Source organism: Nonomuraea sp. CA-143628, from assembly GCF_050942315.1.
Lineage (GTDB): Bacteria > Actinomycetota > Actinomycetes > Streptosporangiales > Streptosporangiaceae > Nonomuraea.
Genome location: NZ_CP192072.1, coordinates 9,541,402 through 9,560,333, shown reverse-complemented (window position 1 = coordinate 9,560,333; position 18,932 = coordinate 9,541,402). Strand labels below are relative to the sequence as shown.

The following is an 18,932-nucleotide window of genomic DNA, read 5'->3' as shown; positions in this document are numbered from 1 at the left end:
CCCCCCGATACCGCATAAGAAAAGGGCGATGAGACTAGGTTTATCCCTTATCGACATTGTTTGAAAACTCATATGTGAGGTTTTCGCAGAAATAAGGGGATATTTTGGCTTTCATGAGTTAAGTAAAATTGTCAGGTGCGGTGCTCCGCGAGCTCCCGAACCGTGGCGTGGGCGCCTTTGGCGCGTAGCGACTCCAGCGCGCGCAGATACGGCCGGACGAACCGCTCGTCATCCACGAGATCACCGAAGAGCTCCCGATTCGCGATGAACGCCGTAGGGTCCTGGCGCTGCGTCCGCGCGATGGCCGTCAACCGGTCCTTCAGCCGGTCGACGATCGCGATGGGCTCCCCCGATTCGTCGACGCCCTCGGCATAACGCGCCCAGCTGGCCACCACGGCGGCCGCCCGGGTCACCGAACCGCCCATGGCCAGCTGCTCGCGTACGACGGGAAGCAGCCACTTCGGGATCCGGTCCGACGACTCGGCGCACAGGCGCGCGAGCGTGTCGCGTACTTCGGAGTTGGAGAACCGCTCGATCAGGGTCCGCTTGTACACGTCCAGATCGACGCCCGGCACCGGTCGCAGCGTGGGCGTGGCCTCGATGTCCATGTAGTCGAGCAGGAACGTCGCGATCACCGGGTCGGCCGCCGCCTCGTGGACGTAGTAATAGCCGCTGAGGAAGCCGAAGTAGGCCAGCGCCTGGTGCCCGGCGTTGAGCAGGCGCAGCTTCATCAGCTCGTACGGCTCGACATCCGCGACCACCTGCACCCCCACCTCCTCGAACGGCGGCCGGCCACCGGGAAAGCGCTCCTCCAGCACCCACTGCGTGAACGGCTCACAGATGACCGGCCACTCGTCCCGGACCCCGAACCGCCGGGCCACGTCCTCGCGATCCTCGTCGGTGGTGGCCGGGGTGATGCGGTCGACCATGGAGTTGGGGAAGGCCACCTCGCGCTCCATCCAGGCGGCGAGCTCGGGGTCGGCGAGCCGGGCGAAGGCGGTGAAGGTACGGCGGGCCACGTCGCCGTTTCCCTGGATGTTGTCGCACGACATGACCGTGAACGGAGTCACGCCCCGCTCGCGCCGCCGCCGCAGCCCCTCGGTGACCAGGCCGAACACCGTGGCCGGGACCGCACCGGGCGCCAGGTCCGCGCGGATCGCCGGGGACTCCGGGTCGAACTCGCCGGTGACGGGGTGGATGTTGTAGCCGCCTTCGGTGACGGTGAGGGACACGACGCGTACGGCCGGGTCGGCCAGCTTCTCGATGACCGCCTCCGGATCGTCGGGGGCGAAGAGATACTCGATGATCGACCCGATGACACGGGCTTCACGCGTTCCGTCAGGGTGCTTCAGCACGAGCGTGTAGAGGCCGTCCTGCGCGGTCAGCGCCGCGCTCATCCGGGCGTCGCCGGGCAGGACCCCGACCCCGCAGATCGCCCAGTCGAACGCCTTGCCCTCGTTCATCAGCCGGTCGAGGTACATCGCCTGGTGCGCGCGGTGGAATCCGCCGACCCCGAAGTGCACGATGCCGGTCGTGAGCCGCGACCGGTCGTAGGAGGGGACCGCCACCTGCTCCGACAGGCTCGTCATCGTCTCCCGCGTCAGCGTCGTCACCGCCATGAGTCCCCCCTTCGGCCCTACGCTCAGCATGGCCAGCTCCACCGGCTTCAAACTCCTGACCTGCGTGTATGCCCGTGAGCACCAGCGGCGGAGGCCGGGGCGGCTAGGTTGTCCTTGTCACGCGGATCATTGGTGGAGGAATGATGTGGGAAGAGCAGTTCGCCACGCTTTCGGCCGTCGCCGCGCGCCAGAGCGGGCTGATCACGGAGGCGCAGGCCGGCCGGCTGGAGATCGACAAGCCGGCGCTGCTCCATTTCGCCGAGTCCGCGTTGCTGGTCGAGCTGGATTGGGCGGTCTACCAGCTCGCGTGGTCGGCCACGGGGCCGCGCTACGCCTACCCGTTGGCCGCCTGGCTGGCGATCATGCCGGAGAGTTTCCGCTGGGAGCGGTCGCAGAGCCTGCATGAGGACGCCGTCCTGTCGCACGAGTCGGCCTGCGGCCTGCACGGGCTGGGCGCCGAGCCGAGCCCTTTGGTGACGTTCACCGTGCCGGAGGAGTTCGAGGGGCCGCGGGCGACGAAGATGCACGTCGCGGCTCTGAAACCGGACGAGGTGGGCGTGGTCGAGGGGATTCCGGTGACGGCTCCCGCCCGGACGATCGCGGATCTCGCCGCCGGCTGGGCCGAGCACGGCGAGCTGCGCCGCGTCCTCATGGACGCCGTACAGAAGGATCTCGTCGACCTGCGCCGGATCCACGCGGACCTGGCGCCGCTGGCCGGGCGGCACGGGTTCCCGGAGGATGGGCGGGAGTTCATGGCGTATTTCCTCCCCGACCTGGACCCGGCCGGGCTGTCCGCCCGTAACCAGCGTGGCTACGCCGCCCTGGCGCATCCGGACCGGGTGGCGGACCTGCAGCCCGCCGTGGCGCGGCTGATCCCAGGGGGCGGGGACGAGACGCTGAGCTGGGACATAGCCGCCGAAATCATCGGCCGCTCCTGACGCTCCTGGCGGACCGGCCGCTGTTGACGCTCACTCACCTTCCGGTGGACCGGCCGCTGTTGGCGCTCACTCACCTCCCCGGCGGCGGCGGCGGATCCGCGAACATCGTGGAGATCTCGTACCCGTCCCCTTGGCGGTTGGCCTGGAAGAAGAACTCGACGGTGCCGCCGTCGAAGCTCTCCATGGGCGTGGCCTGCGGCTCCGGCACGCCCGGCCGCTCGCCGGCGCGCAGCGCCCTGACCCAGATCAACCGGTTCGCGACGGCGGTCTCCGGGCTGCCGTCGACCGGCACGATCCGGAATCCGGCGCAGTACAGATGGCCGTCGGGGCCGAGCAGCTCGTCGATCGGCAAGGACACCCGGCCGGGCCGCTGATCGGGGTCGAACGGGGTCGCGAGAGCACCGCGCATGACCGGGTGCTCAAGGGCGCGGGCGAAGGCCACGGCGAACGCGACCGGATCGTGGATGGCCGTCGCCGTGTCCGGGCAGCGGTGCTCCAGGTCACCCGGCCGAAACGCGTCGGTGGCGCGCCCCCGCAGCTCCTCGTCGAGCTGCGCCGGATCTTCGAGGCGCGCGACACGGCCGTGCAGCCGGCCGTCGGCGGCGAACGCCCCGTGCCGGGCGAGATGATGGCCCTGACCTTGGTCGATGGCGACCAGCACGCGCTGGACGGCGGAGTCCAGACCGGCCGCGGCGGCCAGCCACGGCCGCGCGGCGGCGTGGCGCGCGATGTAGGCGGCGGCCGCCCGCGCGCTCACCTCCGGCAGCCCCGCCCTGGTGGCGTCGAACCGGTCGAGCACCTGGCGGGGCGTCGGCTGCCCCTCGCCGAAGGGGACGTCGAGCCGGTCGGCGTACGGCCGCACCGGCGCCGCCGTCACCCGGCCGACCGCCTCGCCCAGGTCGCGGACCTCTGACCGGTCGAGCTGGAAGAGCCGCAGGTCGTCGAGGGCCTGGCGGGCGAAGCCCGGCGAGTCGAGCAGGGACTTGATCGCGTTCGCGACGGCGGCGGCGCGCTCGCCGGGATCCAGGCCGTACGCACGGGAGATCCGGATGGCGTCCACGTCGATGCGCGAGCGCTCAAGATGCAGCACGGCGTACGGATGCGCCAGGGACACGCCCTCGTACTCCTGGTCGACGGTGAACTGCGGCTCCAGCACGCCCAGCAGGGCGAGCCGGATGCCGTGCCACTTACGGCCGGCCTCCTCGGGCGTCCCGGCGTCCACGCGCACCCATCGGCGCAGCTGCTCGGCGTAGTACGCGCTGCGCTTCCAGTCCTCCTCGCTCCAGTACGTCCAGCGGTCACCGTCGAGCGTTGCGCTACTGCCCAGCCGGTCCGGCCATTGATCCAGCTCACCGCCGCGGATGAGCCGGTTGATCCGGTCCACCGTGACCGCGACGCGGGCCGGGTAGTAGACGGCGACGGGCTGGCCCCGGCGGTTGGCCGGGTCGGGCAGGTCGGGGCCGAACAGCAGCCGCCGCATCGCCGGCAGCGGGGCCTGGCTGGTCTCCGTCGTGACGAACCTCGTGATCGGCCGCCCGCTCGGGTCGAAGCGCGGATTGCCCCGCTCGTCGAGGACCGGCTCGGAGTCGCCGTAGGCCCAGTCCTGCCAGTAGAGCTGCCAGCGGTTGCCCTTGTTCCCGTCGTGCTCCCTGGCCTCGAAGTACACGGTGGGCACGCCGAGCATGGCCGGGATCTCCAGCGCCCCGCTCTCCATCCCGATCTGCACCACGTCGCTCTGGGTGGTCAGGCGATGGAAGAACAGGCCCTGCTCGGCGTAGCTCAACGCCTGCCCGCCGTTGCGCTCGGCCGCCCAGAACTCCACCAGCGTCCGTGTGTCGACCTCGTCCAGCACCCCTTCCTGGCGCCAGTCCTCTTCCAGCTCGGGACGGCCGGCGAAGATGTCGTCGCCGAGGAGGACGACGCGCCGGCCGGGATGGCGGGCGCGCAGCGCCTCGATCGTCTGACGCAGGACCTCGGGCCGGGTGTCCAGGTGCGGGCCGTGCCGGCCGCCCACGGGCTGGCCTCGGGTGTCACGGACCCAGAGCAGGGCGTACTCGCCGACCTGGCCGTTCGCCTGCCTGTCGGCCTGGCCGTTCGCCTGGTGGAGTCGGTCGATCACCGCCTGGGCCCGTGCCGTGCGCCGCGCGGCCGTGGCCTCGTCCGGCCCGAGCATCGCGTCCACCATGCGCTGCCGCGCCTGAACCGGGTCGGCCTGGATCGCCTGTAGGGCGAAGAGCTGGGCCCGCATCCACTGCGACTCGCTGTAGTGGCTCTTCTGGCTCGTGTTGGCGAACGCCAGCCGGACCCGGTGCGGTTCTACGCCGTAGTCGTCGATCAGCCGCTGCCGCAGGGCCAAGGCGTCCCGGAGCGGCTTGGCGTGCAGCTCGATGAGGGCGTCGACCAGTGCCTTGGGGTCGTTGACGGCGCGCCCCTTGATCATCTGGTGGAGCACGGCGGCGTTGGCCTCGTCCAGGGTGATGCCGCTCGGCAGGGTGCCGAGGTAGGCCAGGTGGGACTGGTGGGCGTCCCACTGGAAGGTCTTGAAGCCGCGGTCCGGCTCGTAGGCGATCTCGACCGTGGTGTCCGGATCGGCCATCAGGGCCGCCGCGTGGCTGTACAGCTCGCCGCGCTGGTGGGCGTAGAAGCGCAGGTGCTTGAAGTGCTGGTTGTCCGGGCCGGGGACGCGGGTCAGCTCGACGTACCCGCTGTCGTACATCATCCGGCTGCGGATGAAGTCGACCTTCTCGGCGGGGGACAGGTCGGTGCGCTGCTTGAGCTCGGACAGTTCGGCGTCGAGGTCGCCCGCGGACAGCCGGTCCCACGTCGCGATCATGTCCGGGTCGGCGTGCACCGCCGACGCCGGTGCGGTGCTGGGCACCTGAAGGTGCCGTACGTCCGCGGTGCCGTCCGGCGCGACCGTGTCGCCGGAGGCGTCCGGGGCTGTGACGTCGTCCGTCTCCACCCAGCGGCGGAGGTTGGGATCCCAGCGGCTCGGCGGCGGCGCCTCCTCCCGCAGCAGGGGATCGAGGAATGCCTGGGCGACCGGAATGGCCTCGGTGAGCCCGGCGTACGGCAGGCCGGGGGTCGTCCTGGCGTACTGGTCGAACTTCCGGAACCAGTCCGGGCTGGGAATCTCGAAGGCCGACGGCACCTTCAAGTTCTCGCCCTGCTCCAGCCGCCAGGCGAACTCCGCGTGCAGCATCGCGTGCGTGGCCGGGCCGTCCCACGAGGAGTTCAGAATGATCATCAGGATGTCGACCAGGTCCTGGCACCGGTACGGCAGGTCGCCCGCCTTGCAGCTGAACAACCCCTTGCCACGGGCGATGCAGTCGTGGCAGCGCGTCTCCAGCGTCCTGATGCCGTGGGTGTAGATGCCCGACACCTTGTGCGCCAGCGTGTCGTGGTAGGAGATCACCCGTAGGCGCGGGCTCTCGTCGGGGTGCCCCGTCGCGAGGATCTGCTGGGGGAAGGGGATGATCTCCGGCTCCTTCCACACCGCACGGGTACGCGGCGGGGCGAGGTCCACGCTGAGCCGCATGATCTCCATGTCGCCGCAGTAGACCGTGTGCGCCATCCTGACCGCCTTGCCGTGCAGGATGTAGGTCTTGGACTCCCGGACGAACCGCAGCTGGTCGCCGTGATCGCGGGCGAGCGCGGCCTCGTACTCGTCGGCCATCGCGTCCGGGTCCGGGTTCCCCGACATCCGGACGAGGTCGATGTCGGTGCTCGCCCGCCCGCCCGGGTTTCTGGAGAGCATCGCCTGGCCGCCCTTGAGCATCCAGTCGTCGGGGTTGGCGGCGAAGATGCGGCCGATGGCGCGCTGGAGCGCGAACTGCTGCAGCTCGTCGAGCGGCGCCGTCCCGCGCCGGTGGGCTTCGGCGCGTACTTGGTTCATCAGGTCGCGCCAGAAGCGCAGGAACTGGCGGGGATCGCTGTCCGCGTTGCGGTCACCGGTGGGGCTGAGGCTGGAGCGGAGGCCGTCGGTGGGATTGGGGGCGGAATCCGTGCTGGGCTCCGCGCTGCGATCCGTGCTGCGATCCGGGCTGGGGACCGCCTGCGCCGTCGCGGTGGGATCCGCCTGTCTCTTCGCGCTGGGGTCCGACTGTGCTTTTGCGGTGGGGTCTGTCTGCGCCGGGGTCGTGGGCAGGCTGATTCCCGCGCGGCGGAGCTGGATGACGCCCGGCATCGAGCGCCGGAAGCTCTGGATGGCCCGGCGCAGCGTGTCCGCTCCCGGCTCTCCGGGGTGGGGCGACACGGTAGCCGCGAGGTTTACCAGCAGGTGGACCTGCTGGGTGGTCACCGCCGTGGTCGCGTCCCGGCCCAGTAACGCGTTGACCGCCGTCCGCAGCAGGTCGATCCGCGGTACGGAGTCGCCGAGCAGCAGCTCGGCCAGGTGTTTCACGGCGGCGAGCTCGGCGATGGCGAAGGAGTACTCCGGCCCGGTGCCGTAGATGTCCCGCGTCATCCGGACCAGCGCGTCCGTGTACGCCAGATGCTCGTTCGTCAGCGGGCGACCGTCGGCGAACAGGCAGTCCATGCGTTCGAGCAGCCGGAGGTGCTCCACGAGCGGGCGCCCGTCGGACGGGAACTCCTCGACCAGCCTCAGAACGTTCCCCGGCAGACGACCGGCCGGCTCGAACTCCGGCCGCGACCACTCCTCGGCCGGGGCGGCGGGGGCGGGCCGGGTGAGCGGCACCTTGGGCCGCAGGTCGCTCTCCGGCAGAAGCGCGAAGAGGTGCTCCAGGTGCCGGTCGCGGAGCCCCGCCGTTTCGGCCACCGTACGGCCGTCCCGGTCGAGCACAGGTCGGCCGGCCGACCAGAACAGCTGGGCCTGACCCAGCAGGTTGGAGTCGGCGTGCACACCGCCCGCGGCCAGGTCGCGCCGGTCCTCGGCGAGCGGGTGGACGTATTCGTCGAGCATGCCGAGCAGATGCAGCGTCTCGTGCGCGAACACGACCGGCTCCATCCCCGCGTACCAGCTCAGGTAGTGGATCGGGGGCCGGTCGCGGTAGGACCGCAGCTGGTCCAGCGGAGTGCTGATCACCTCGCCTTCGCCGTGCCAGCTCTGGCGGTCGGCGAAGTCGGCGGCGCGGGTGCCGGTCCCGGGGTGCAGCAGGACGACCGTGCCGTCCGGCGCCTCGTCGGGCGCGGCCACGAACTCCATCCGTACGTGGAGGAGAGACCCGTCGGACAGTTTGTGCTGGTGGTTGTAGTAGAGGTCGATCCCTTCGAGCAGGCGTTCGTGCGCGTCGGCGATCTCCTCGGGGGTGAGTCGGAGGTCGGCGCGATACTGGACCCGGACGGTGAACTCCGTGACGGGGTGCAACCCGCCCCGCCATGGGACGAGCAGCCTGCGGGCCTCCACTTGGGCCGCGCCCTCGGTGTGGGGGACGGTGATCGGCTCGGGGGTGGCCGATCCGCGCAGGGGCTCCCACTGGGCGGCCAGGGGGACGTGCCGGGGGTTGTGGACGTTGGCGAGCGTCTGGCCGGACCTGGGGGGTGGGTCCATGTTGAGGGTCGGGGTCCGGGTCGCGTGGTCCACGGCTGTACGGGGTGTGGTGTCCCGGTTGGTGAGGTCGTCTGTGCGGGGTGCGGAGCCCCGGTTGATGAGGTCGTCGATGCTCGCGGGCCGGTGATCTCCCTCGGTGGCGAGCGCCGTCGTGGTCGTCTGGCTGGAGTGCTGGCCGGGCGCGTCCCCGACTCCTTGACCGCTGGCCGAGGCTTCCTGGCCGCCCGTCGCCTGCGGGCCTGGTCGGCTTGGGCCGGCGGCTTGCGGATCCGGTTGGGCCGCCAAGTCGGGCCGTGTCGCAGAGTCGACCTGCGTCCCGGGACCAGCCTGTGCCTGGGGACCCGCCTGTGGTGCGGGATCGGCCTGTGCTTGGGGACCCGCCTGTGGTGCGGGATCCGCCTGCGCGTGGGGGTCGGCCTGTGCTGCGGGACCGGCCTGTGCCGTGGAGTCGGCCAGAGCCGCGGGGTCGGTGGGTCGTGCCGCCTCGGCTGGCGCGGGCTCGGCGGGCCGGGTCGGCCCGGGGGCCGATGCGCTGGAGCCGGGCTGTCCCGGATCCCCACCCGGCTGCGGATCCCCGGGCAGGGGTGCGGGCTGCCTGGTCTGGGGCGTGTCGGGAGGGCTCGGGGAGGTCATCGGCCGGGAGTCGTTCACCGGCGGCTCGGCCGTCGGCCGTCCCGGACCGCCCGGCGTACCCTGCGGGGGGACCGTGGGGGAGGCCGATCCGCCGTAGGACCCCGTCCCGTTCGGCGGAGACTGCGGACCACCAGCGGGCCGTTGACCGTGGCCGGGCCGCGCGTCGGTGCCGGACCGCGCATCCGTGCCGGGCCGGGCGCCCGTATCGGGGCCTGTGTCGGGCCGGGCGTCTGTGTCGGCCTGTGTCAGGTCGGTGGCCTGCGCCAGGTCAGTGGCGCGCGCCAGGTCGGTGGCGCGCGCCAGGTCGGTGGCCGCCGCGGTGTCGAAGGCGGAGTTCAGGGCGCTCATCGGGTGCAGCACCGCCCCGGCCACGCTGGGGTTGAACGGGCTGATCGTGTTCGTCCGGCCCGCCCCACCCATGAACCCACCGACCAGGGAGTCGGCGGTCGGCGGCTCCCACTGCCCGTACACGAGCCCGTTGGCGACGAAACTGCCCGCAGGCGAGGCCACCACGTTGTTCAGGCCCGTGTTCAACGCCCGGCCGGGGAATCGCCGGAAGGCGTTGCCCCACCCCGGCAGGTCGCCCGCCGTCCGGTTGAGGTGGCTGATCCCTGGGACGGCGCTGGTGAGCCGGGACACCGGAGCGCCGAGCTTGGTGCCGGCGACGGCGCCCACACCGGCGCCCACCGCCGCGGCCATGGTCTTGTCCCAGTCCCAGCTCAGCCGGGTGCCCATCTGGATCTGCTTGTACTGGGTGAAGGCGTCGATGAAGACCTCTTCACCGATCTCCTCGATCAGTTCGTGGGTCAGCCCGGCCGACATCAGTCGGCGGCCTAGAGTGCCGCCCGCCAGGGTGGTCAGCCGGCCCGCAGCGGTGACCCCGGCGGGGCGGGCCGCCGCGATCCCCAGGCGGGTGAGGATGTTCCTGATGGCCAGCCGCAGGCTCGCCGCCGCAGGGCCCACCAGCGGCGCCGTCGCGCCGGCCGAGAAGAACGAGACGAGCAACGCGACGGCGATCGCGATGACGGCCACCCAGAAGGCCACGTTGATCGAGATCTTCGAGTACTGGGTCTCCAGCGCGAAGGCATCGGCCTGCTGGGCGTACTGATGGTGGGCGGCCATCTTGGCCAGCGCGCCGGTCTGCTCGTCGTACATCCGCTCCACGCGGGTGAACGTGACGGGTTTGGCCGGAGACTCCCACCCCGCAGCGATGGTCCGAACCGCCGTGCCGGTCGGCTCGAACGTGGCCACATAGGTGTCCACGGCCCGCCGGTGCGCTTCCCGCAGCCGCCACAGACCGCTCTCGCTGGCCTCGGGCCACGCCTGCCCCGACATGAGCATCGGGATCAGCCAGTAAACCACCCAGTCCGGCAGCTTCTCCGTCTCCCACACCGGACGCACATCGCTGGCCGAGATCCCCCCGAACCTGTCCGATGGCAGCCCATCCGGCGTCTGTGAATTGACGTCACCGCGACCCGCCACGCTGGACCGTCACACTTCCCTTCTGATTCGGCCACTGGAGGCGAGATCCTCCGCGATCGCGGTGTCCGTGGAGCGGGAATTGGCGATGGTCTCGCGTAGCAGCGGCCCGACGTCCACGATCTCGCCGACCAGCTCGGTCCCGGATTCGACCAGCCTGCTGGGGCCGTCGTCCTTGAGGTATGCCTGCGCGAACATCCGGCCTTCCGCGCCGTTCCCCCAGGGAGCGGCCGCGTTGAGCGCCTTCAACTCAGCGGACACCTCCGGCCACGCCTGCTCCAGGTCGAGAGCCATGGTGTTCCATTGGGCGATGCCGCTCTCGATGGACGGGCCCAGATACAGGGTCCGGGGGCTAGGAGCCGGCATTCTCCCTCCCCGCCATCTGGTCGGCGAGCTGCGCGAGCACGGTCTCCACGTCGCCGTCGAGATGCGCCCGCATCTGCTCGGCGGGGATCACCGGCTCGAAGATCTCCACGACGCGCTGCCGCATCTTCTCCGCCGCGTGGTGGGTGGTGTCGGTGATGACATCGGCCAAAGTACGCGCATCGGGGCGGCGGTAAATCCGGGGGTCGAGATCCAGCCGGACCAGTTCACCGCGCGCGTCGACCGTTACCGCGACCAGGCCGTCCTGGGATTTCTCCGTCACTTGTACGGCTTTCGCCTCCGCGAAAAGGCGTAGCCCGTCGTCCTGTAACCGAATAAACGTCTGGCGTAGTTCATCGGCGTAAGCCTGCATTCCAGATGTAGCAGCTTCTTCAGTCGAACGCACGCCGTCATCTCCTTATTACAGAGAGGTAACAACCGCTCCAGGAGTAACGGATCATATAGGCGTCATTCACCGTTGTTCATAGTGAATTCGCAAAAAACTAGAGTTTCCCGAGGTCAGTCGCGTGCTCGCGCAGCGCGGTCACCTCGTCACGGGCGACCCAGCGGCGGTACACGCCTCGCTCGACCCGCTCCAGCCCGAGCTCCATCGCCACGGGCACCGACGCGCCGGCGTACTCCAGGAGGACTTCGCCGTCCTTCTCCGCGATGACCAGGAAGGACACGCCCTTCCACGCGCAGACCGTCGTGACGAGGTCCACCCGTTCGCACTCCGTGGCGCGCACCGCTCTGACCCAGACGCCGGGGGCGATCTCCTCGAATCCGGCGCCCTCGGCCGCGGAGGTGTCGCGCAGGCGCAGCCACACCCCGTCGGCACGCAGCTCAGGAGCCGCCTCGTAGTCGACCCCGCCCCAGCGGGCGCGGTAGAAGGACCGCGTCATCGCGCCGCCCGCAGGAGCCACTGTCCGAGGTCCCCGTCGAAGACGGCGCGGCCACGGGTCACCCCGTCGATTCCCAACTCCACGATCTCCGCCCCGTACGGCAGCGCGACTCCCGTCACCTTGTACTCCCTGATCGTCTGATCTACGCTCGGCACCAGTCCCATGCCGACGAAGGGCGGCCCCTCGACCACCCAGCCGGCGACGGCCCGCATCCCCTCCTCGTCCTCCCCGCCGTAGGGCGTCGGGTAGAGGTCGACGCCGATCGCGGGCCAGCGCAGGATGTTCAGGGCGCCCTGGTCGGTGAGCGCGTCCTCCCGCGACAGCGCTTCGGCGAGTACGGACGGTGTCGCGATGTGGGCGACGTCGAGGGCGTGGTGGCAGTATCCGGACACCCGCGGCTCGCCGTCGTCGAGCAGCGCCTGGATCTCCGCGGGCCCCAGCAGCTTCTGCACGATCGGGACACCCGGTTCGACCGCGTGGTCCTGGGCCAGTGTGGGCACGGCGAGCCTGGCCACCGTACCCGGCTCCAGGAAGAACGCGAGCTCCAGCCCGGTATTGACCGCCAGCCCCCACCGGAGGTCCGGCCAGCCCGCGGCGAGCTCCACCATTGACACGACCCGGTGGTTCTCGACGCCGGTGGCCGCCCTGAGGGCGCGTGCCGAGGTGTAGACGATCAGCCACGTACGCTCGTCGTCGGCCTGAGTGGCCCAGGCCATGGGCTCGTCGCCGGCGGCGGCGGCCTCGCTGATCGGCATCGCGAAGTCGGCCGCCCGCAGCAGGCCAAGGCAGAGGGCAAGGTCTCCTTGCGCCTGTGCTGCCGCGAGTTGTTCTTCGAAAGCACTGGCCTGCCACACACGGCACAGCCTATAAGCGCGCGCTCGCCACCCGTCGCCCGTACGATCGCCCGGCGCCTGGGCGATCAGTTCGTGTTTCGTTCGCCGGCGATGTCGAGACAGGCCGATCGGCGTCGACGTCCCCACCAAAGGCAAGGCGAGCGGACCAGGAGATCACGATGAATCAGAAGATGGACCAGCAGACGATCCAGCAGGTGGGTCAGCGGGCGGAGCAGCAGATGATCCAGCAGGCGGGCCGGCGGGAGACGACGACCGTCAGGACCAGCTATTGGGCGGTCGTCGGCGCGGCCGTGGTGACGCTGTTCGCCAGTGCCGTCTACTACACGGTGTTCGGCGGTGTGTGGGTGAGGCTGAGCGGTGGGACCGCGGCCACCTCGCCCCAGGCGTGGGAGATAGCCGCTCAGTTCGGCAGGAACGTCATCGAGATGCTCGTGCTGGCCACGCTCATGAGCTGGCTGCGGATCGCGACCTGGACGGGTGCGCTGCGGCTCGGCCTCCTGGTGTGGGGCGGGTTCCAGGCACTGGCGATCGCGGGCTCCGTCATCCACGAGCACTATCCGGTGGGGCTTTACGTCCTGCACGTCGGTGACGCGCTGATGACGACGCTGATCGCGGTGTCCATCCTCGTCCGCTGGTCCCGCCCTCGGCCGTAGAGGTCAGTGGAACTGCGGGACGATCAGGTAGATGCCGTAGCCGACCACCGCCGCGCAGGCGGCGAAGCACAGGACGGCGGCGGCCAGCGGGCCGGTGCCCGTGGCCTGCCGCTCCTCGGCTACCTGGCGGGCCGATGTCGCCAGCACGCCGAGGGAGAAGACGACCACGACGACGACGCTGACGGCGAGGCTGACGACGAAGACCTGGCCGAGAGCGGCCCATTTGATGTCCATCACGATCCCCTCAGGCACGATCCCCTCAGGCGGAGACCCGCTGTGGTTGGGCGGGCAGGTGGTTTCAGGCAGCGATCCGCTCTGGCTGGGTGGGCAGTTCGTTGACGTTGCCCGCGTGTACGGGCTCGCGGCGGCTGGCCGCGTACAGGCCGGCTGAGACGGCGATCGCGACCACGGCGGCGATGGTGACGCCGAGCGTGCCGGTGGTGGCCACGGCGGCGGCCACCCCGCCCACCGCGGCCGCCGCGGGCAGGGTGAGCAGCCAGGCCAGTGCCATCCGGCCGGCCAGGCCCCAGCGGACCTGGGCCAGGCGGCGGCCCAGGCCGGTGCCGAGGATGGCGCCGGAGACCACCTGTGTGGTGGACAGCGCGAAGCCCAGGTGGGAGGAGGCCAGGATGACCGTGGTCGCGCTCGCCTCGGCGGCGAAGCCCTGCGGCGACTCGATCTCGGTGAGGCCCTTGCCCATGGTACGGATGATGCGCCAGCCGCCCAGGTAGGTGCCCAGGCCGATGGTCAGCCCGGCGGCGGCGATCACCCAGACGGGCGGGCCGGAGCCGGAGGCGAGCGCGCCGGTCGAGATCAGCGTCAGGGTGATGACGCCCATGGTCTTCTGCGCGTCGTTGGTGCCGTGAGCCAGCGACACCAGCGACGCGGAGACGATCTGACCGAAGCGGAAGGTGGTGGTCACCGACTCGTGCCGGGCGCGGGCGGTGATCGTGTACGCCAGGTAGGTGGCGGTCATGGCCACGAACCCGGCGATCAGCGGCGAGGCCAGCGCCGGGATGAGAATCTTCTGCAGCACCGTGTCGAAGTGGACGCCGCGCATCCCGGCGCCGACCCAGACCGCGCCGATCAGGCCCCCGAACAGCGCGTGCGAGGAGCTGGACGGCAACCCGAACAGCCAGGTCAGCAGGTTCCACAGGATCGCGCCGATCAGCCCGGCGAACACCATCGGCGGCGTCACCAGCTTGTCGTCCACGATCCCGCCGGAGATCGTCTTGGCCACTTCCACCGACAGGAAGGCGCCCAGGACGTTCAGTACGCCCGAGATCGCCACCGCCACCTTGGGCCGTAGCGCGCCGGTCGCGATGGAGGTGGCCATCGCGTTGGCCGTGTCGTGGAAACCGTTGGTGAAGTCGAAGGCCAGCGCCGTGATGATCACCACGACGACCAGGAACGTCACGTGCTCCATGTCGTTGTCCCCATCGTCTCGCCGTAACCCGGACGTTAGGCGCGCGTGGTGAACCGGCCGTGAACTCCCAGCGGAGACCAGATAACGAAGTCCGGTCTCCGCGCCACGGCCGAGCCGGCTCAGTCGGCGGAGGGCGGTTGAGCCGGTGCGGGCTGAGCTGGTTCAGTCGGCGTTGGAGGGGCGGCGCCACGGGCCGGTGATCGCCAGGACGTGGCCGGGGCTCTGGATGTTGGCGAACAGGATCCGGCCGTCGGCGCTGAAGTTGGGGCCGGTGAACTCGCTGTCGTTGAGCTCGTTGCGCGCCATCGGGTACGCCTTGCCTTGCGCGGTGACGCCCACCAGGTGCTGGATGCCCTCTCCGTCCTCCGCGAGGATCACGCCTCCGTACGGCGAGACGGTGATGTTGTCCGGGCCGTCGTAGTTGGTGTCCTGGGTGGGGTCGGGGTTGACGCCGAAGATGGTCTTCAGCGTGACCGTCTGGTGGCGCGGGTCGTAGAACCACACCTGGCCGTCGTGCTCGTTGACGCTGCCGTCGGCGTGGCGTGCGTAGCTCGCGACGAAATAGGCGCCGCCGTCCGCCCACCAGGCGCCCTCCAGCTTGCGGCTGCGGGTGATCTGGTCGTTGGGCAGCTGGGTGCGTACGGACTGGACGAGCGCGTCGCGTTAGGGCACCTCCACCCACCGGACCTGGTAGCGGGTGCCGGGGGAGGTGGCCTCAGACAGGTCGGCGACGTGTGTGCCGTCGCGATAGCAGCTCAGCGCCTCCAGTTTGCCCGCGGTCGCGCCGCCGTCGGAGAGGGCCAGCTCCCGCAGCGCGCCCTTGCCGCCGTGGAACCCCTTCGGCGGCGTCCAGCGGTAGTAGAGCCCGTTCGGGCCGGAGGCGTCCTCGGTCAGGTAGATCGCCGACGTCTTCGGGTCGACGGCGACGGCCTCGTGCGAGTAACGGCCGAGGAACTTCAGCGGCACCGGGTCCTGGTTGGCCTGCCGGTCGAACGGGTCGACCTCGAAGACGTATCCGTGGTCCTTCTGGAAGGCGCCACCGGCCCGCTGCTCGGTCTCCTCGCAGGTCAGCCAGGTGTTCCACGGGGTCTTGCCGCCCGCGCAGTTGTTGTGCGTGCCGGCCAGGCTGACGTATTCGCGGATCCGTACGCCGTGCGCGTCCACGTCGATGTTGGTGGTGCCGCCGCCCGCGCCCGGATCGTAGGTGAGACCGGGCAACGCCGGCACCCGGTACGGCTCGCTGCCGCCGATCTCGTGGTTGTTGACCAGCGTGGCGCCGCCCTTCCCACGCCCGAGCTCGGCTTCCGCTTCGTCGCCTTCATGCCCGATGCCCTTGCCGCGGGTGAAGCTCGCCGTCCCGTCCGCGTCGCTCGGCGTCGGTTCGCCGCTCTCCAGCAGCGTCACCCCCGCCTCCGCGACGATCCGGTACGAGAACCCGGCGGGCAGGGCCAGCACCCCGGCCGGATCGGCGACCAGCGGGCCGTAGCCGAGCGGGGGCCGCGTGGCCGCGAACGCGGCCGGCCCGGCGATCGCCTCGATGCTGCCGGCGAACACAATGCCGAGGCCACCGGCGGCGCTGCGGCCGAGGAAGGAACGGCGAGAGACAGGTGCGGACATGGGACATCGCCTCCAACGTTGACGTCTGCAGGAGCCGACCCAATTGCTTCGCGGGAACGGGCGGCACCCCGCACTCCGTCCTTATGGTGAACGCTTGAGGAAGAACCGGCACCCGGATCGATCATCTTGATCGCCCGAAAGTGAATGATTCGTACGCACTGTGTTTGGAACCACGTCATGTGACACTCCTAGCGTGCCGGTCATGAAACGCATCTCACTCGCGGTGGGCGCGGCCCTGCTGGCCATGAGCCTCGCCCCCACGACCGGTCCCGCGTCCTACGCCGCCGCGCAGGACGGCACGGGCCGGGCCCAGCTGACCGGATTCGCCAAGCTCCCGGCGCAGACCTTCGTGCCCGGCAGCGAGCCCTCCGGCTCCCAGATCGGCACCACCCCGATCAACGGTGTCACCCCGCCCTTCGCCGGCCAGCCGGTCCAGGGGTTCAGCGGTATCGTCAGGCGCGGCGACGGCAGCTTCGACGTGCTGTCCGACAACGGGTACGGCGGCAAGAACAACAGCGCCGACTTCCTGCTGCGCGTGCACCGGATCAGGCCGGACTTCAAGGCGGGCACCGTACAGGTGCTGGGCGGGTTCAACCTGTCAGACCCGCGCGGCCGGGTCTCGTGGCCGCTGACCAGGGCGGACCGGGTGCTCACCGGCGCCGACTTCGACGTGGAGTCGATCGTGCGGGCGGCGGACGGCACGTACTGGATCGGCGATGAGTTCGGCCCGTTCCTGCTGCACTTCTCCGCCACCGGCACGCTGCTGGAGGCGCCGATCGAGCTGCCCGGCGTCAAGGCGCCGGAGAACCCGACCCTCAACGGCGCGACGCCGAATCTGGCCGGTAGCAAGGGCTTCGAGGGCATGGCCCGTTCGGCCGACGGCCGGTGGCTCTACCCGCTGCTGGAGGGCACGGTCAGCGGTGATCCGGCGGGTACGCTGCGGCTGAACGAGTTCGACGTCCGGAAGCGGGCGTACACCGGCAAGCGCTGGACGTACAAGCTGGACAGCCCGACCAACGCGATCGGCGACGCCATCGCGGTGGACGAGCACCGATTCCTCATCATCGAGCGGGACAACGAGCAGGGCGACGCGGCCAAGCTCAAGCGGGTCTACCTGGCCGACACCCGCGACCGCGACCACGACGGCGCGCTGGACAAGACGCTCGCCGCCGACCTGCTGGACCTGGCCAACCCGAAGGGCTTGGGCGGGTTCGGGGAGACCTTCCGCTTCCCGTTCCAGACCATCGAGGACGTCGTGATCCTCGACGACCGTACGCTCGGCATCCTCAACGACAACAACTTCCCGTTCTCGTCCGGACGGACGGCCGGGCAGCCGGACAACGACGAGTTCATCACCGTCCGTCTGCCGTTCCGCCTGCACGCCCGCTGACGAAGAGGGGGGGCGGGCCCGCACCGCCCGCCCCACCGTCGTCAGGGGCTCTCAGGTGAAGTCGAGGGGCCCGTCGTTGAAGAGCTTGAACGGTCCCCCCATGATCGCCTGCTTCCACCCGTCGTCGTGTTCGCGCAGGTGACGCTGGTAACTGGAGCCGTATCCGCCGTCGAGGTAGGTCTCGCGGGCCGCCTGTTCATGGCCCAGTTGACTCCCCATCCGGTACGCCTCCTGGTTGGCCGCCTGCTCCTCCTTGTCCCGGGCGGCGCTGTACTCGGCGAAGTCCGTGCCGGCCGGGCTGTTGCCCCACCGGTCCTTGGCCATGTGAACCTGGCGCACGAACTCCCCGGCGAGCGCCTCGGAGCTGGCCGTTTCGGCTCCGCCGATGCGGATGACGTTGAGCTGCCGGTTGTAGTCGGACCAGTGGATGTTCTGGCCGCTCTGGTACAGCGTGGTGATGCCGTGCTCCCTGGCGTAGGCCAGCGCCTCCCGGCCGGCGGGGGTCTCGTTCAGGACCCGCTCGGTGTCCTCCTGCGCCTGCGAGTTGTTGTCCCACGGCTTGAGCGTCAGCGTGTTGACTCCGGCCAGAGCCGTCTGCCCACCCGGGATGATCATGAGACGAGCCAGCATGTGCCTCGCGATCTGGAGAGACGTGACCGCGCCTCTGGCGATGTTGCGCTCCACCTGCCCGAGAGCCACGGCCAGGGCCTTGCGCGTCTCCATGATCCGCCGCCTGCCGAACAGCGCCCCCAGCACCGGACCGAGCTGGAACCCGCGGATGAGCGAGATCAGGAGCACCAGGAGAGTGATGACGAGCAGGTATTTCCACGCGGTCTTGAACACCACGAGGGCGGTGGTCCCGGCGCCGACCAGCGCGGTGGCCACGGAACCGTCGTCCATCCGCCTCGACTCGAGGCTGTACTCGTTCTCGAAGACGTTGATGTCGCCGCTGTAGTTACCGGCCGCCCGTACGTGCGCGGCGGCGGGATCCGCCTGCGCCTTGCCGTCCTTGGCGGCGGAGGCGAGATCCAGCCACGAGCCGGCCCCCTGGAGGCGCGACACCTCATCGGATTTCGGCCAGGGAGCGTCGGCCGCGACGAAGCCGTGCACCGCACGCAGAGCGGGTGGCAGTTCCCAGGTCACAGCGCCTCGATCGGGGTAGTCGTCCGGCCCGCGGCCGCCGCGCCGGCCTGCTCGGCCTGGGTGAGGTTCGCCTCGGACAGGGCGTGCTTGGACGCGATGCCACGCAGGCGCTCGGCGGTGCCGCCGAACGCGCCGCGTACCAGGTCGACCAGCCCCGCGAATTCGGTGTCGAACTGGGCGCCGGGCCGGTCGGGACCGTCGGCGGCCGCCGCTCGCCCGGCGCCGTGAAGCGAGCCCCACATGGACTGCTCCAGCTGGTCGGCGGTGTCCGCGAACCGGCTCGCCGAGACGAGCCGGCTGCCGAAGACGACCCGCAGCTCGCCGTTCCTGTCTTCCACTCGTGTCACCATCGCTCCGCTAGTAACTCGTGTCACCCGCTCCGCCAGGGATCCGGCCGTACACGTGC

Annotated in this window: 13 protein-coding genes and 1 pseudogene; 3 read left to right on the top strand and 11 right to left on the bottom strand. The window is 70.4% G+C overall.

Annotation, left to right across the window (positions count from 1 at the left end; genetic code table 11):
• Positions 1–131: 131 nt before the first annotated feature.
• Complete coding sequence (locus ACQP2T_RS43420) at positions 132–1,619, bottom strand: mannitol dehydrogenase family protein (RefSeq protein WP_433510683.1); 1,488 nt, start codon at positions 1,617–1,619, stop codon at positions 132–134.
• Positions 1,620–1,759: 140 nt separating this feature from the next.
• Between ACQP2T_RS43420 and ACQP2T_RS43415 the strand changes: the two genes are divergently transcribed.
• Positions 1,760–2,557 carry a hypothetical protein gene (locus tag ACQP2T_RS43415; RefSeq protein WP_433510682.1) on the top strand — a complete coding sequence of 266 codons (798 nt, stop codon included), beginning with the start codon at positions 1,760–1,762 and terminating at the stop codon, positions 2,555–2,557.
• 70 nt (positions 2,558–2,627) lie between these two features.
• Here the strand turns inward: ACQP2T_RS43415 and ACQP2T_RS43410 are convergent, their stop codons facing one another.
• From ACQP2T_RS43410 to ACQP2T_RS43390, 5 genes are all read right to left on the bottom strand, one after another.
• On the bottom strand, positions 2,628–10,091 hold the full coding sequence (locus ACQP2T_RS43410) for a nucleotidyl transferase AbiEii/AbiGii toxin family protein (protein ID WP_433510681.1): 7,464 nt from the start codon (positions 10,089–10,091) through the stop codon (positions 2,628–2,630).
• A 99-nt stretch (positions 10,092–10,190) separates the two neighbouring features.
• Entirely contained in the window at positions 10,191–10,544 is a 354-nt protein-coding gene (locus ACQP2T_RS43405) for a hypothetical protein (protein WP_433510680.1), read from the bottom strand.
• Positions 10,531–10,947, bottom strand: coding sequence for a YbaB/EbfC family nucleoid-associated protein (locus ACQP2T_RS43400; protein WP_433510679.1), 417 nt, complete (start codon positions 10,945–10,947; stop codon positions 10,531–10,533). Before ACQP2T_RS43400 ends, ACQP2T_RS43405 begins: the two co-directional genes overlap by 14 nt.
• A gap of 97 nt (positions 10,948–11,044) precedes the next feature.
• Positions 11,045–11,443, bottom strand: a complete 399-nt coding sequence (locus ACQP2T_RS43395; RefSeq protein ID WP_433510678.1) for a hypothetical protein — start codon at positions 11,441–11,443, stop codon at positions 11,045–11,047.
• The gene (locus tag ACQP2T_RS43390) at positions 11,440–12,297 is read right to left on the bottom strand and encodes an SseB family protein (RefSeq protein WP_433510677.1); all 858 of its coding nucleotides are present in this window, start codon (positions 12,295–12,297) and stop codon (positions 11,440–11,442) included. Before ACQP2T_RS43390 ends, ACQP2T_RS43395 begins: the two co-directional genes overlap by 4 nt.
• Positions 12,298–12,455: 158 nt before the next feature.
• Here ACQP2T_RS43390 and ACQP2T_RS43385 point away from each other — a divergent pair, with 158 nt between their 5' ends.
• Positions 12,456–12,950, top strand: a complete 495-nt coding sequence (locus tag ACQP2T_RS43385; RefSeq protein ID WP_433510676.1) for a DUF1761 domain-containing protein — start codon at positions 12,456–12,458, stop codon at positions 12,948–12,950.
• Between the two features lie 3 nt (positions 12,951–12,953).
• Here the strand turns inward: ACQP2T_RS43385 and ACQP2T_RS43380 are convergent, their stop codons facing one another.
• The 3 genes and pseudogenes from ACQP2T_RS43380 to ACQP2T_RS43370 form a co-directional block, all read right to left on the bottom strand.
• A complete protein-coding gene (locus ACQP2T_RS43380; RefSeq protein WP_433510675.1) occupies positions 12,954–13,184 on the bottom strand; it encodes a hypothetical protein in 231 nt (76 codons plus the stop codon).
• A 64-nt stretch (positions 13,185–13,248) separates the two neighbouring features.
• Complete coding sequence (locus tag ACQP2T_RS43375; RefSeq protein WP_433510674.1) at positions 13,249–14,376, bottom strand: anion permease; 1,128 nt, start codon at positions 14,374–14,376, stop codon at positions 13,249–13,251.
• Between the two features lie 162 nt (positions 14,377–14,538).
• Positions 14,539–15,993: pseudogene (locus tag ACQP2T_RS43370) on the bottom strand (alkaline phosphatase PhoX).
• Positions 15,994–16,195: 202 nt separating this feature from the next.
• On the opposite strand from ACQP2T_RS43370, the gene ACQP2T_RS43365 reads away from it, so the two are divergent.
• Positions 16,196–17,383: an esterase-like activity of phytase family protein gene (locus ACQP2T_RS43365; RefSeq protein WP_433510673.1), complete on the top strand. Its 1,188-nt coding sequence runs from the start codon at positions 16,196–16,198 to the stop codon at positions 17,381–17,383.
• Positions 17,384–17,434: 51 nt separating this feature from the next.
• On the opposite strand, the gene ACQP2T_RS43360 is transcribed toward ACQP2T_RS43365, so the two are convergent.
• Both ACQP2T_RS43360 and ACQP2T_RS43355 read right to left on the bottom strand, forming a co-directional pair.
• The gene (locus tag ACQP2T_RS43360) at positions 17,435–18,526 is read right to left on the bottom strand and encodes a hypothetical protein (protein ID WP_433510672.1); all 1,092 of its coding nucleotides are present in this window, start codon (positions 18,524–18,526) and stop codon (positions 17,435–17,437) included.
• Positions 18,523–18,864 carry a hypothetical protein gene (locus ACQP2T_RS43355; protein WP_433510671.1) on the bottom strand — a complete coding sequence of 114 codons (342 nt, stop codon included), beginning with the start codon at positions 18,862–18,864 and terminating at the stop codon, positions 18,523–18,525. Before ACQP2T_RS43355 ends, ACQP2T_RS43360 begins: the two co-directional genes overlap by 4 nt.
• Positions 18,865–18,932: the final 68 nt, after the last annotated feature.

Coding starts and splice junctions, on each gene's coding strand:
- ACQP2T_RS43385 (WP_433510676.1), top strand. CDS start 12,456: ATGAATCAGAAGATGGACCAGCAGACGATCCAGCAGGTGGGTCAGCGG.
- ACQP2T_RS43380 (WP_433510675.1), bottom strand. CDS start 13,184: ATGGACATCAAATGGGCCGCTCTCGGCCAGGTCTTCGTCGTCAGCCTC.
- ACQP2T_RS43375 (WP_433510674.1), bottom strand. CDS start 14,376: ATGGAGCACGTGACGTTCCTGGTCGTCGTGGTGATCATCACGGCGCTG.
- ACQP2T_RS43365 (WP_433510673.1), top strand. CDS start 16,196: ATGAAACGCATCTCACTCGCGGTGGGCGCGGCCCTGCTGGCCATGAGC.
- ACQP2T_RS43405 (WP_433510680.1), bottom strand. CDS start 10,544: ATGCCGGCTCCTAGCCCCCGGACCCTGTATCTGGGCCCGTCCATCGAG.
- ACQP2T_RS43415 (WP_433510682.1), top strand. CDS start 1,760: ATGATGTGGGAAGAGCAGTTCGCCACGCTTTCGGCCGTCGCCGCGCGC.
- ACQP2T_RS43420 (WP_433510683.1), bottom strand. CDS start 1,619: ATGGCGGTGACGACGCTGACGCGGGAGACGATGACGAGCCTGTCGGAG.
- ACQP2T_RS43395 (WP_433510678.1), bottom strand. CDS start 11,443: ATGACGCGGTCCTTCTACCGCGCCCGCTGGGGCGGGGTCGACTACGAG.